Here is a 12,710-nt window from a genome sequence, read left to right as displayed (position 1 = left end):
TGTCGCGCCCGCAGGCTACGGCCGGCGGCGGGCGGCCGATTTCTGCGCGGACGCCTTGGTCTTGGCGAGGAGGCGCATCAATTCGCGCACATCCTTCGGGGAGAGATCGGCGAACAGATCGGCGATCCAGGTCTCGTGCTCGGCGGCCATCCTGCGGAACTCGGCACGCCCGAGCTTGGTCAGCCGGATCACCTGGACGCGGCGATCGGTGTCTGAGGTCCGCCGGTCGAGATGGCCTGATTCCACCAGGCGCTCCACGAGCCCGGTCACATTGCCGTTCGAGACCATCATGCGCTTGGAGACATCTGACAGGGTCATGCCGTCAGGCGCCTTGTCGAGCTGTGCCATCAGGTCGAAACGCGGCAACGTGACGTCGAACCGCTGCCGCAGCCGGCCGCGCACCTCGCCCTCGATCAGCGTCGTGCACGTCAAGAGCCGCAGCCACAGCCGAAGCTCTTCGGCGTGGTCCTCCGGTGTTTCGACAACCTTGGTCTCGGAATCGAGCATGTCGATGCAGTCACTCACGGCCGGCCATGGCGCGGGCACGGAATCCCCAACGTTTTGAGCTTCAAATAAATCCGCGTCGGCCGCAAGTCCAAAGCTGCAACAATCGACCGCACGCCAGTTTCTTTAGGCTTCAAATAATTGGCGCGCAGCTTGCATGCATCGCTGCTCGCACGATGCGACGCCCCGCGCTCGGCTTGCCGGGACCGCCGTCATCGGCATAAGCTTTGGATTGGAGTACGTGGCTTGCAGCGCAAGCCAATCGTCACGAGGGACAGATCATGAAGACGAAAATAACCTTGGCCGCAGCTGCGATGCTACTCGGCACCGTGGTGACCCCTGCCCTCGCCCAGGAAAAAATCAAGCTGGGTGTGATCGTGACCCTATCGGGGCCCGCCGCAGCGCTGGGCCAGCAGGTTCGCGACGGCTTCGCGCTCGCCGTGAAGGATCTCGGCAGCAAGATGGGTGGCCGCGATGTCGAGGTCGTCGTCGTCGACGATGAGCTGAAGCCGGATGCTGCGGTGACCAAGGTGAAGGGCCTTCTGGAACGTGAGAAGGTCGACTTCGCGGTCGGGCCGATCTTCTCCAACATCCTGCAGGCCATCCACCGGCCCATCACGGAGTCGAAAACCTTCCTGATCAGCCCCAATGCCGGTCCCTCGACCTTCGCCGGCAAGGATTGCAACCCGTTCTTCTATGTGACCTCGTATCAGAACGATCAGGTGCACGAGATCCTCGGCAAGGTCGCGCAGGATCGCGGCTACAAGCGGATGTACCTGATGGTGCCGAACTATCAGGCGGGCAAGGATTCGGTGGCTGGCTTCAAGCTGGACTACAAGGGCGAGATCGTCGAAGAGTCCTACATGCCGTTGAACACGTTGGATTTCCAGCCGGAGCTCTCCAAGATTTCCTCGCAGAAGCCCGATGCACTGTTCACATTCATGCCGGGCGGCCTCGGCGTCAATCTCGTCAAGCAGTACCGGCAGGCCGGGCTCGCCGATACTATTCCGGTGCTCTCGGCCTTCACGGTCGATGAATCGACCCTGCCGGCACAGCAGGATGCGGCGGTGGGCATGTTCGGTGGCGCGAACTGGGCGCCCAATCTCGACAATCCCCAGAACAAGAAGTTCGTTGCCGCCTATGAGGCCGCCTACAACAGCGTTCCCGGCACCTACGCCTTCCAGGCCTATGATGCCGCGATGCTGATCGACAGCGCAGTCAAGGCCGTGAAGGGCAATCTCTCCAACAAGGAGGCCGTTGGCGCCGCGTTGAAGAAGGCCGACTTCACCTCGCTGCGCGGGGCCTTCAAGTTCAACAACAACAATTATCCGATCCAGGATTTCTACCTGACCAAGGTCGCCAAGCGTCCGGACGGCAAGTTCCAGACCGAGATCGTGCAGAAGGTCTTCGAAAATTACGGCGACCGCTATGCCAAGGACTGCAAGGCGTCGAACTGAGCATGATCCGGACCCGAAGGGCCGCACTAGCGCAAAGTGCGCAGCGGTTTTCCGATGAAGATCATGCTCTGACAATAGCCGCGCAGCGCGCTACGGGAGGACTGCAATGAAGAGCGAAATCACCGGCATCACGCGGGCCAATGAAGGAATCCAGGGCATTTCCTGGAACATCCTCGGCCAGACCTACGTGCCGAAGAGCTACGCGGAGAACAGCTTCTCCTGGCACGCGACGCTACCGCCGGGCACCTTCGTGCCGCCGCACATTCACCCCGACCAGGATGAGTATCTCTATATGCTGGAGGGCAAGCTCGATTTCATGCTGGGCAATTCGGAGGCGCAGGCCAGTGCAGGCGACCTGATCCGCCTCGGCATGGGCGTGCCGCACGGCATCTTCAACAAGTCGGAGCAGACCGCCAAGGTGCTGTTCTGGGTCTCGCCGAGCCGCAAGCTGTTCGACCTGTTCTGGGGCCTTCACAACATGAAGGAGCAGAAGCCGGAGGACGTCGTGGCGATGGCTGCCGAGTTCAACATCCACTTCCTGCCGCCGCCGCCCGGCGGCTAGCAGCCTGTCTTAAGCGCGCACCGCCGCGAGTCCCGGCACCGCGGCGAAGCCTGCCTTGGTGGCATAGCCACGCACGATGGCCTCGCGCTGGGAATAGCTCAGAACGTTGTCGACATTGTCGAAACCGTCGGGCGCGAGCTGCTCGACGGCGTCGATGACGCCCTCCGGCCCGCCGCGCCGGTTGGAGCGGACGATCTCGGCCGTCATCGGCAGACGCTTCTTCTCGTATTCGAGCAAGGCCTGACGCGGGTGTTCGGCGCGCACCAGCACATCCGCAAGACAGCGCGCGTCGAGAATAGCCTGCGAGGCGCCGTTCGACCCCACCGGATACATGGGATGCGCAGCGTCGCCGAGCAGCGTGACCCGACCCGATGACCAATAGGGCAAGGGATCGCGGTCGCAGGTCGGATATTCGTAGAATTCGGGCGTTGCCGAGATCAGGCTCTTCACGTCGATATAGGGCACCGAGAAGCGTGCCACGTGCGGCATCAGCTCCTCGCGGCGGCCCGGCCGCGACCAGTCTTCCTTCCGCGGCGGCGGCGCGTTGCCCTCGCCCACCTTCACCAGCACCGCCCAATTGGTCAGGCGGCTCGCCGGGCTCGATCCTTCCGCGATCGGATAGATCACCACCTTGGCATTGAGACCGCCGGCCACGATCATCGATTTTCCGGTGAGAAACAGCGGCCAGTCGCGCGCACCGCGCCACAGCATGAGGCCGTTCCAGCACGGCGGCCCTTCGTTCGGAAACAGCGTCTCGCGGACGCGAGAGTGAATGCCGTCGGCGCCGATCAGGATATCGCCGCGCGCGGTGTGGACATGGGTGCCGGCGCGATCGAAGAAGTAAGCAGTGACGCCGCCCTCGTCCTGCGTGAAGGCGCCGAGCCGGCAGCCGGTGTGGATCGCCTCGCGGCCCAACCGCTCCTCAACGGCGCGATGGATAACGCCCTGAAGGCGGCCGCGATGGATCGAGAATTGCGGCACGTCGTGGCCGGCGTCGATGCCGCGAGCTTCGCGCCAGACCTCCTGGCCATGGCGGTTGAGATAGTAGAGCTGATCGGTGCGGATCGCGACCTCGTCGAGCTTCTGCAACAGGCCGAGGCCGGCCAGCTCGCGCATGGCATGCGGCAGCGTGTTGATGCCGACGCCGAGCTCGCGAATGGTGTCGGCCTGCTCGAAGATCTCGCAATCCAGGCCGCGCGAGCGGAACATCAAAGCCGTCGTGAGACCACCGATACCGCCACCGACGATAATCGCCTTCATCGCCCTAACTCCACTCGAACCGCAGGCAATGGGTTAACGTCGCACGGGCGGTCACTCCGCCGCAAGCGGCTTTGTCGCCTCCGCCTTGAGCTCCGCCCTGGTCTTAGGCTTAGCCTTAATTCTCAGCTCCTGGAGATCCTGCCGGTCGCGCACGCTGTCGCGGAACCCGAATACATGCGCATCGGCGACATCATCGCGCGATTGGCGAGCTTCATCTCACGCAGGCGGCAACGAAATTATTTTAAACCTAAAATAATCCCCCGCAAGTCCCCCCTCGCTGGATTGGCTGCAGATAATTGCGACCGGCTCAGTCGCCCCTGAAGACCGGTTTGACCTTGTTGGCGAAAGCGTCGAAGGCGCGCTCGAAATCCGCCGTTGTCATGCACAGGGCTTGAGCCACGGCCTCCGCTTCGATCGCCTCCTCCACCGACATCGCCCATTCCATGGCCAGCATCCGCTTGGTCATGGTGTTGGCGAAGGTCGGGCCTTCCGCGACCTGCCTGGCCAGAACCTGCGCCTGGGGCAGCACCTGCTCTGGCGCGACGATGCGGCTGAAGAAGCCCCAGCGCTCGCCCTCTTCCGCCGTCATGAACCGGCCGGTGTAGAGCAGCTCGGAGGCGCGGGACTGCCCGATGATCCGCGGCAGGATGGCGCAAGCGCCCATGTCGCAGCCGGCCAACCCCACCTTGTTGAACAGGAACGCCACCTTGGCCCCGCTCGCCGCAAGGCGCATATCAGACGCCATCGCGATGATCGCTCCGGCCCCGGCACAGATACCTTCGACCGCGGCCACGATCGGCTGAGGACAGGCCCGCATCGCCTTGACGAGGTCGCCGGTCATGCGCGTGAAGGCGGTCAGACCCTTGGTGTCCATCTTCACCAGCGGGCCGATGATCTCGAACACGTCGCCGCCGGACGAGAAATTGCCGCCGGCACCCGTCACGACGATGGACTTGACCGCGTCGTCGAAGGCGCAGGCGCGGAAGAAGTCGGTCAGTTCCCGATAGCTCTCGAACGTCAGCGGATTCTTTCGTTCGGGACGGTTGAGTGTGACCGTCGCAACGCCGTCGACCGCGGCGAGCAGGAAATGCTGCGGTGAGTAATCCGCAAGCGGCACGGTAACGGGATTGGCTGGTCTGCTCATGGGATCTCCTTGGCTTTCTTTTTCCGCGCCTGCCAGGCAGGCTAGACTTCGCCACCGGCCACTGCGATCGCCTGTCCGGTGATCGAGCTCGCGCCCTCCCCGCACAGCCAGAGAACCGCGTCTGCGACCTCCTGAGGCGTAACCAGGCGCCCTTGCGGATTGTGCTTCGCGAGCTCGGCAATTGCCTGCTCGCGGGTCCGGCCCGTCTTCTTCACGATGTTGTCGATGCTCCCGGCGACGAGGTCGGTGTCGGTGAAGCCGGGACACACCGCGTTCACGGTGACGTTGCTTCCGGCCATCTCGAGAGCAAGGGAACGCACGAGGCCGATGACGGCGTGCTTGGCCGCTGCATATGCGCTGACATAGGCGTAGCCCTTGAGGCCTGCGGTGGACGCTACCGCGACGATGCGGCCGTAGGGACGATCCTTCATGCCCGGCAGCACGGCCTGGACGGCATGCACGACGCCCATGAAATTGACATCCATCATCCGGCTGAAGAGCGCGCTGTCCGATTTCGCGAACGGCGCCGATTCAGCGCTGCCCGCGTTGGCAATCAGGATGTCGATCGGCTTGCGCGCACTTGCCCCGGCGATCGCGGCTTTCAGAGACGCTTCGTTCGAGACATCAGCGACAGCCGCAAAGTGCGCGGCGCCTGCATTGACCGCCTCGTCGAGAACCGCCGCGTTCCGGCCAAGCACGGTCACGGTCGCACCGGCGCCGACGAGAGCGGACGCGATCGCTCGGCCGATGCCGCGCCCGCCACCGGTGACCAGCGTGTGCGGCGAATGCGGCAATCCGGACATGCGCTGGCTCCTCGGATCTCGTGACCAGTGTTCGATATATTTTAACCTTCAAGTTTTTGCAACGAAAGCGGCGCGTGGGCGGCGAATGATGCGGCACGAGCAACGGCCCGAAAATTGCTTTAAGTATAAAATTATCGCTTTCCATCTCCGAAAGGCCTGTTAGCATCGAGGGGCCCAGCAGAAGGATGTCGCGTGTCGCAGCCTGTGCCAATGACAACAAAGGACGGACGCTTCGCCTACGAAGCCGCGGGCGATCCGGGCGCGATACCGCTGATCTTCCTGCACGGCATCGGCGGCGCGGCGCGGGCTTGGCGGGGGCAGCTTGCGACATTTGGCGGCCGCTTCCGCGCGATCGCATGGGACATGCCCGGTTATGGAGGATCGGCGCCGCTTGCGAGCGTCAGTATCGCTGCCCTGGCGGAGGCGCTGCAGCAATTCATCGCGCAACTCGGCGTCAGCAGGCCTGTTCTGGTCGGCCATTCCATCGGCGGCATGATCGTTCAGAAGTGGCTGGTTCAGTCCCCCAAGCTGGCACGCGCAGTCGTGCTGGCGCAGACCAGCCCTGCGTTCGGAAAGGCGGACGGCGACTGGCAGAAATCATTCATCGCAGCGCGACTGGGACCGCTCGATCGCGGCGAGACGATGAAGTCGCTGGCCCCCTCCCTGGTGAAGGAGCTCGTCGGCGACGATCCCGATCCGAACGGGATGGAGGTTGCCCGCGAATGCATGGGGAGCGTGCCCGAAGCGAGCTATCGCGCCATGATGCTGGCTCTCATCGGCTTCGATCAACGCAGCACGCTCGGAAATATCTCCGTTCCCACGCTGTTGCTGTCCGGCTCAAAGGACAACAACGCGCCCGCGCCGATGATGGCAAAGACGGCGACCTATATCCCGGGGGCCGAATATGTCGAGCTGCCTGGCGTCGGCCATCTCGCCAATCTCGAACGCCCCGACGCCTTCGACGAAGCTCTCGGCCGGTTCCTGAACTCGCTCGCGACCAAAGCTTAAGGTAACTGCGCGATGACCATGCAAGTCAGCAAGACGATTGGCACGACCGACAAGGTCGCGCTGGATGCGCCGATCTTCGATCCGGTCGCATTCCGCTTGAACGACGAGCAGGCCGGCATCATCACCCGCGCGAGAGAGATTGGCCAGACCGTGTTTGCCGGTCGCGCCGCCACTTACGATCGCGAGGCGACTTTCCCGACTGAAAATTACCGCGATTTGCATCGCATCGGCCTGCTCGGCATCGCCGTGCCAAAGAAGCACGGCGGCCTCGGCGCGAATTACCAGACCTATGCCCTGGCGGCAGCCGAGATCGGCCGCTATTGCGGCGCTACTGCACTGACCTGGAACATGCATGTCTGCTCGACCCTGTGGTCGGGTCCCCTCGCCGACGATCTCGACATGGATGCTGAGACTCGTGCCGAGCATGAGCGGCGGCGCGCGGTGCACTACAAGCGCATCGTCGAGGACGGTGCGATCTATTCGCAACCCTTCTCCGAGGGTGGAGCTGCCGCTGCGGGCGGCGTTGCTTTCGGTACCGAAGCAAGGCCAGTCGCGGGTGGCTGGATCGTCAATGGCAAGAAGATCTTTGCCTCGCTTTCGGGCCACGCCGACTATTACGGCGTGCTTTGCACCGAGATGGAGCAAGGCGAGAAGGCGTCGCGCCGCAACACGCTTTACCTGGCGATATCAGCCAAATCAGAAGGCGTCTCGGTCGTCGGCGACTGGGACCCGCTGGGCATGCGCGGCACGGTTTCGCGGACGCTGCTGTTCAAGGATGTGTTCGTTCCGGAAGATTCGGCGCTGATGCCGCGCGGCGTGTATTTCCAGGCAGCTCAGCGCTGGCCGCACATGTTCCTGACGCTGTCGCCGACCTATATGGGCCTGGCGCAAGCCGCCTACGACTTCACCGTGCGTTACTTGCGCGGCGAGGTCCCGGGCATGCCGTCGGTCAAGCGGCGGATGTACCCGACCAAGCAGATCGCGGTGGCGCAGATGCAGATCAAGCTGGAGCAGATTAAGGCAATCTGGTTCCAGGCCGTGACCGAGGCGCGCGCCAATCCGAGCAAGGAGCAAGTGCTGCGCGCCTATGCCGCGCAATATTCCGTGATGGAGGGCGCCAATGAGCTCGCCGCGCTCGCGATCCGCACCTGCGGCGGTCAGGCCATGCTTCGCTCGCTGCCGCTGGAGCGGATCTATCGTGACAGCCGCTGCGGCTCGCTGATGCTGCCCTGGACCGCCGAGCTCTGCCTCGACCGGATCGGGCGCGAAGCGCTGTACGAGGCCGGTGAAACGGACGACTGACCGTGGACCTCTGTAGCCTGATCGACCGCAACGCGGCGTTCGCGCCAGACAAGACGGCCATTGCCTTCGAAGGGACGCGGCTGAGTTATGCGGCATTCGCCGCACGGATCGAACGGACCGCGACTGCCTTGAAGGGGGAGCTCGGCGTCGGCCGCGGCGATCGCGTCGCGATTCTAAGCCTGAACAGGCCGGATTATCTGGTTCTGCTTTACGCCTGTGCGCGGCTCGGCGCGATGCTGGTGCCGCTGAACTGGCGACTGGCCGTCGCCGAGCAGCTGTTCATTCTCGGCGATGCCGGCACCAAGGTCCTGGTGCTCGAGCAGGCGTTTTCCGGAGTGCTTGCCGAGCTGGGACAGACCGCGGCAGGAACATCCGTCGTCGGCCTCGACTTCACGCCACCTCGCGGCACGGTATTCGAAGATTTGCTGGTCCGCGGTGACGGCACGAGCCGAAATCCACACACCGACCTCTCCAGCCCGCTGCTCATCGTCTACACGTCAGGCACGACGGGACGGCCAAAGGGCGCGGTGCTGCGCCAGGAGGCGCTGTTCTGGAACGGCGTCATGAGCCAGCACATGCACAACATGACATCCGACGACCACGTGCTGACCGTGCTGCCGTTCTTTCACGTCGGTGGCCTCAACATCCAGACTACGCCGGCGTTGCAGCTGGGCGCGACCGTCACGGTCCATGCGCGCTTCACGCCGGATGCCGCGCTTGCGGCCATTGAAGGGGAACGGCCGACACTCACGGTGATGGTTCCTGCGATCCTTCAGGCGGTGAGTGAGCATCCCGCCTGGGCGACCGCTGATCTTTCCTCACTCAAGGCCGTCGCCACCGGCTCGACCATCGTACCGCCGCACCTGATCGAGCGCTTCGTCGCGCGCGACGTCCCGGTGCTTCAGGTCTATGGCTCGACCGAAACCTGCCCGATCGCCGTCTACACGCGGCTTGGCGGCGACCTTTCGCGCGCGGGATCGACCGGCCTTGCCGGCCTGTGCTGCGAGGCAAAGGTGATCGACCAGGCCGGCGAAGAACTGCCCGCGGGCTCGCCGGGCGAAATCGCGGTGCGCGGTCCCAACGTGTTCTTCGAATATTGGGGAAACGACGCCGCAACGCGCGAGGCGCTGCAGGATGGCTGGTATCGCACCGGTGATATCGGCCTGTGCGATGCCGACGGCTATTTCTGGGTCCGCGACCGAAAGAAGAACATGATCATTTCAGGCGGAGAAAACGTCTACCCGGCCGAGGTCGAGCGCGTCCTGCTCGAACACCCCGACGTCAGCGAATGCGCCGTGATCGGCCGTCCGGACCCGCGCTGGGACGAGGTGCCGGTCGCCTATGTCATTGCGAGATCCGGCTGCCGGCTCGAGGCGGACGAATTGAGGGCGCATCTTCAGGCGCAACTCGCGCGCTACAAAATTCCGCGCGAGATCGTCTTCGTCAACGACCTGCCGCGGACGGCGCTGGGCAAGGTCCAGCATTTCCTGCTGAAGCAGCTTGATGCGCAGTCACGGGCGCAAGGAGAAGCATCTTGAAGATCGCAGTTCTGGGTGGGGGAAACGGCTCTTTCGCGGCCGCGGGCGATTTTGCGCTGTCGGGGCACGAGGTGCGGCTCTGGCGCCGCGATGCCGATCAGGTCGCAGCGCATCGCGCCGCCGGCTCGCGCATCCTGGTCAAGGATCACAACGGCCGTCATGACGTGAAGCTGGCGCTGGTCACGACCGACATCGCGGACGCCGTCGAAGGCACGGAGTTGATCCTGTGCCCGGCTCCGGCCTTCGCTCAAGCAGATATCGCTCGCCTGCTCGCGCCGCATTTGCGGGACGGTCAGGTCGTGTTTCTGCCGCCAGCGACGTTCGGCTCGATGATCTTCGCCCAGGCGGCCCGAGATGCCGGCAACAATGCCAAGGCCAGCTTTGCCGAAACGGGCACGCTTCCGTGGCTGACCCGCAAGCACGGACCGTTCGAGGTCGCGATCACCATCCGCGCCAAGCGGCTCCCGGTCGGCGTGTTCCCGCTCGAGCAGGCGCCCCACGCCCTCGCAGTGATCGGGCGCGCTTTCCCAGACGCGATCGAGACATGCGGAGACGCGCTGTCGGGCGCCCTGATGAACGCAGGTCCGATCATTCACCCGCCGTTGATCGTGATGAACGCAGGGCCGATCGAACATTTCGAGCGCTGGGACATTCACAAGGAAGGTACGCAAGCCGCGATCCGCCGGGTCACTGACGCGCTCGACGCAGAACGCATCGCAGTGCGCGAGGCACTCGGCTACGGCGCGCCACATTTCCCGCTGGCTCATCACTACGCGAGGGAAGGCGAGATCTGGATGTATGGCCGCGGCTCGCACGACCGACTGACCGATTCCGGTGATTGGCGCGAGCGGATCGTGCTGACAGAGCACCGTTACATGCGCGAGGATCTGCGGCTTGGGCTGTCGCTGCTGGTGTCCGTCGCGGGTCTCGCTGGCGTGGACACACCGCTGGCCAAAGCGTTTCTGTCAATCGGCGGCGCGGTCTGCGGCGAAGATTTTGCGCGAGGTGGCCGAACGCTCCAGACGCTGGGACTCGGCGAGCTCAGCAAGGCTGAATTGCAGACGCTGCTCCGCAATGGATTCTGATCAATGACCAGTCGCATCAATATCGCCTGTCTCGGCGCTGGCCGCATGGGCCGGGGCATTGCCGTTGCCTTCGCGTATGCAGGGCACAGGGTCACGATGATCGATATCAAGGCGCGTTCCGCGGAGGACTTCACCAAGCTGGAAACGGACGCGCTTGGCGAAGTCAGGAAGACCTTCGCCAGCCTGTCAAAACTGGGGCTGCTGACCGACGCGGATGTCGATCCGCTGATCGCGCGGGTCTCGGTGGTGCCGGCGAGCCGGAGCGGCGCAGCGTTGGCCGAAGCCGGAATGATCTTCGAAGGCGTTCCTGAGGTGGTCGAGCTCAAGCGCGAGGTGCTGGGGGCGGCGGCAAAGCAGGTCGGCCCTGAAACGATCATCGCGTCGACGACCTCGACCATCCTCGTCGACGATCTCTCGGGCGCGATCGTGAACCCGCGCCGCTTTCTAAACGTGCACTGGCTCAACCCGGCCTATCTCATCCCGCTGGTCGAGGTTTCGCCCGGCAAGGCGACAGACCCGGCCGTCATCGACGAGGTCAAGACGCTGCTCGAAGGCATCGGGAAGGTGCCGGTGGTCTGCGCCGCCACACCGGGTTTCATCGTCCCGCGCATCCAGGCGCTGGCAATGAACGAGGCCGCGCGCATGGTCGAGGAAGGCGTCGCCAGCGCCGAAGAGATCGACAAGGCGATCCGTTACGGCTTCGGCTTCCGCTATGCCGTGCTCGGGCTGCTCGAATTCATCGATTGGGGCGGCGGCGATATCCTATACTACGCCAGCCGTTACCTCGAAGGCGCGCTTGGTAGCGACCGCTATCGCGCGCCGGAGGTCATTTCCCGCAACATGCATGAAGGCCGGATCGGCCTGCGCACGGGCGCCGGCTTCCTGGATTACTCCGGGATGGACGTCGATGCTTATCGCGTGAAGCGGTTGCAGGCCATGGTCGACCTGCTCCGGCACTTCGACCTCGCCCGGCCGCCCGTGCTCGATCGCGGCTACCCGAAGACGTCCTGAAGCACGCCTTCGCGGACGACCGCAACGCCGTCGAGCTCGATCGTCGTTCCCATCATCGGCAGGTCGAAATGTCCGGCCGTGTAGCGCCCTGCAAATTCATTCGCACCGGTCGAGAACAGGAAATTGCCGGAAACGGCCCGAATCTCTGTGCCGTTGGTGTCGCGCTGGTCATACATGGATAGTGCCTCATAGCGCGCACCGGGATTCATGCCGAAGCCGACATGCGACACGGCATAGGCTTCGCGATCGCCCCAGGCGGCCAGATAAGCGCGCATCATCGCGGCATCCGTGCCCTCGCCTTCGAGTTCCACGACATAGTCGTCCTTCAGAGTCATCTTCACCGGCGAGGTCAGGTAGCGCTTGAAGGTCAGGTTGATGTCGCCGGGCGCCATCACCAGGGTGCCGTTGATGGTCCCGCTCTTGGGAAAGCTGACGACGATGCCGCCGGGCCAATGCGCGAGCGTGCCGGGCTTGTCGGTCCAGCCCCACACACCGACCGTCGACGCTCCGACCATATCGACATCGAGCGCCGTGCCGGCCTTCGAGGAGACACGCATGCGCTTCGTTCCGCGCAGCATTTTGGCCGCCGCACGAACACGCTTTTCGAGCGCGGAATCCGGCACCATGCGCTCCAGCGCTTCGGGATGCTCGTTGGAGATCACCAGGATCCGCGCGCCGGCTTTGAGAATCTCCGGCGTCTCCACCGCATGCATCAGTCCTTCGATGGTGCAATCCACGACGAAGCCGGCCTGCTGAAGCGCCGTGATCACTGGACCAAGCTTTTGGATCGCCTCGCTCGCCCCGGTGGAGCGGACCGGAACGATATGCCGGTTACGTGGCGTCGGCATCACCACATGAAACGGCCGCGCGCCCATCCGCAGCAGGGCCAGCTCCGCGAGATGGACGTTCAACGCGCGTGACTGGGTCTCCGACAGGATCGCCGCGGTATCGCCGGCCTTGACGGCGCATCGCTCAAAGATCTCGCAAAACGCATCGATCCATTTTGCCTCGATACGATCAGCCAGCATGGTTCTCT

12 protein-coding genes are annotated in these 12,710 nt (G+C 64.0%); 7 read left to right on the top strand and 5 right to left on the bottom strand.

Translation table 11 applies throughout. From position 1 onward, the window contains the following. Positions 1 to 15 precede the first annotated feature (15 nt). Entirely contained in the window at positions 16 to 507 is a 492-nt protein-coding gene (locus I6F31_RS11780) for a MarR family transcriptional regulator (protein ID WP_036007554.1), read from the bottom strand. 278 nt (positions 508 to 785) lie between these two features. Here I6F31_RS11780 and I6F31_RS11775 point away from each other — a divergent pair, with 278 nt between their 5' ends. Continuing rightward, entirely contained in the window at positions 786 to 1,961 is a 1,176-nt protein-coding gene (locus I6F31_RS11775; RefSeq protein ID WP_225185432.1) for an ABC transporter substrate-binding protein, read from the top strand. A gap of 106 nt (positions 1,962 to 2,067) precedes the next feature. Continuing rightward, on the top strand, positions 2,068 to 2,523 hold the full coding sequence (locus tag I6F31_RS11770; RefSeq protein ID WP_036007559.1) for a cupin domain-containing protein: 456 nt from the start codon (positions 2,068 to 2,070) through the stop codon (positions 2,521 to 2,523). Positions 2,524 to 2,532: 9 nt separating this feature from the next. On the opposite strand, the gene I6F31_RS11765 is transcribed toward I6F31_RS11770, so the two are convergent. The 3 genes from I6F31_RS11765 to I6F31_RS11755 form a co-directional block, all read right to left on the bottom strand. Then, positions 2,533 to 3,783: a flavin-dependent oxidoreductase gene (locus I6F31_RS11765; protein WP_036007562.1), complete on the bottom strand. Its 1,251-nt coding sequence runs from the start codon at positions 3,781 to 3,783 to the stop codon at positions 2,533 to 2,535. A gap of 307 nt (positions 3,784 to 4,090) precedes the next feature. Beyond that, positions 4,091 to 4,927 carry an enoyl-CoA hydratase family protein gene (locus tag I6F31_RS11760; protein ID WP_225148155.1) on the bottom strand — a complete coding sequence of 279 codons (837 nt, stop codon included), beginning with the start codon at positions 4,925 to 4,927 and terminating at the stop codon, positions 4,091 to 4,093. 41 nt (positions 4,928 to 4,968) lie between these two features. Further along, positions 4,969 to 5,730 (bottom strand): SDR family oxidoreductase, encoded by a 762-nt coding sequence (locus I6F31_RS11755; protein ID WP_225148154.1) that lies wholly within the window; start codon positions 5,728 to 5,730, stop codon positions 4,969 to 4,971. Positions 5,731 to 5,940: 210 nt separating this feature from the next. Here I6F31_RS11755 and I6F31_RS11750 point away from each other — a divergent pair, with 210 nt between their 5' ends. From I6F31_RS11750 to I6F31_RS11730, 5 genes are read left to right on the top strand one after another with little or no spacing between them, the layout of a single operon-like run. Beyond that, positions 5,941 to 6,738 (top strand): alpha/beta fold hydrolase, encoded by a 798-nt coding sequence (locus tag I6F31_RS11750; protein ID WP_225148153.1) that lies wholly within the window; start codon positions 5,941 to 5,943, stop codon positions 6,736 to 6,738. 12 nt (positions 6,739 to 6,750) lie between these two features. Further along, a complete protein-coding gene (locus tag I6F31_RS11745) occupies positions 6,751 to 8,040 on the top strand; it encodes an acyl-CoA dehydrogenase family protein (protein WP_225148152.1) in 1,290 nt (429 codons plus the stop codon). A gap of 2 nt (positions 8,041 to 8,042) precedes the next feature. Next, on the top strand, positions 8,043 to 9,578 hold the full coding sequence (locus tag I6F31_RS11740; protein WP_225185431.1) for a long-chain fatty acid--CoA ligase: 1,536 nt from the start codon (positions 8,043 to 8,045) through the stop codon (positions 9,576 to 9,578). Further along, a complete protein-coding gene (locus I6F31_RS11735) occupies positions 9,575 to 10,663 on the top strand; it encodes an NAD/NADP-dependent octopine/nopaline dehydrogenase family protein (protein WP_225148150.1) in 1,089 nt (362 codons plus the stop codon). Before I6F31_RS11740 ends, I6F31_RS11735 begins: the two co-directional genes overlap by 4 nt. A 3-nt stretch (positions 10,664 to 10,666) precedes the next feature. Then, positions 10,667 to 11,674 carry a 3-hydroxybutyryl-CoA dehydrogenase gene (locus I6F31_RS11730; protein WP_036007580.1) on the top strand — a complete coding sequence of 336 codons (1,008 nt, stop codon included), beginning with the start codon at positions 10,667 to 10,669 and terminating at the stop codon, positions 11,672 to 11,674. Here the strand turns inward: I6F31_RS11730 and I6F31_RS11725 are convergent. Then, entirely contained in the window at positions 11,656 to 12,702 is a 1,047-nt protein-coding gene (locus I6F31_RS11725; RefSeq protein ID WP_036028939.1) for a peptidase M29, read from the bottom strand. The two genes, I6F31_RS11730 and I6F31_RS11725, sit on opposite strands and share 19 nt — an antisense overlap. Positions 12,703 to 12,710 lie beyond the last annotated feature (8 nt).

Source organism: Bradyrhizobium sp. NBAIM01 (genome assembly GCF_020194115.1).
GTDB classification, from domain to species: domain Bacteria; phylum Pseudomonadota; class Alphaproteobacteria; order Rhizobiales; family Xanthobacteraceae; genus Bradyrhizobium; species Bradyrhizobium yuanmingense.
The sequence above is the reverse complement of the archived record's forward strand: the minus strand, read 5'-3'. Positions and strand labels throughout refer to the sequence as shown.

Excerpts from the sequence above, each read along its gene's own strand:
- I6F31_RS11780 (WP_036007554.1), bottom strand. The coding sequence starts at position 507 with ATGCTCGATTCCGAGACCAAGGTTGTCGAAACACCGGAGGACCACGCC.
- I6F31_RS11775 (WP_225185432.1), top strand. The coding sequence starts at position 786 with ATGAAGACGAAAATAACCTTGGCCGCAGCTGCGATGCTACTCGGCACC.
- I6F31_RS11770 (WP_036007559.1), top strand. The coding sequence starts at position 2,068 with ATGAAGAGCGAAATCACCGGCATCACGCGGGCCAATGAAGGAATCCAG.
- I6F31_RS11765 (WP_036007562.1), bottom strand. The coding sequence starts at position 3,783 with ATGAAGGCGATTATCGTCGGTGGCGGTATCGGTGGTCTCACGACGGCT.
- I6F31_RS11760 (WP_225148155.1), bottom strand. The coding sequence starts at position 4,927 with ATGAGCAGACCAGCCAATCCCGTTACCGTGCCGCTTGCGGATTACTCA.
- I6F31_RS11755 (WP_225148154.1), bottom strand. The coding sequence starts at position 5,730 with ATGTCCGGATTGCCGCATTCGCCGCACACGCTGGTCACCGGTGGCGGG.
- I6F31_RS11750 (WP_225148153.1), top strand. The coding sequence starts at position 5,941 with ATGACAACAAAGGACGGACGCTTCGCCTACGAAGCCGCGGGCGATCCG.
- I6F31_RS11745 (WP_225148152.1), top strand. The coding sequence starts at position 6,751 with ATGACCATGCAAGTCAGCAAGACGATTGGCACGACCGACAAGGTCGCG.
- I6F31_RS11730 (WP_036007580.1), top strand. The coding sequence starts at position 10,667 with ATGACCAGTCGCATCAATATCGCCTGTCTCGGCGCTGGCCGCATGGGC.
- I6F31_RS11725 (WP_036028939.1), bottom strand. The coding sequence starts at position 12,702 with ATGCTGGCTGATCGTATCGAGGCAAAATGGATCGATGCGTTTTGCGAG.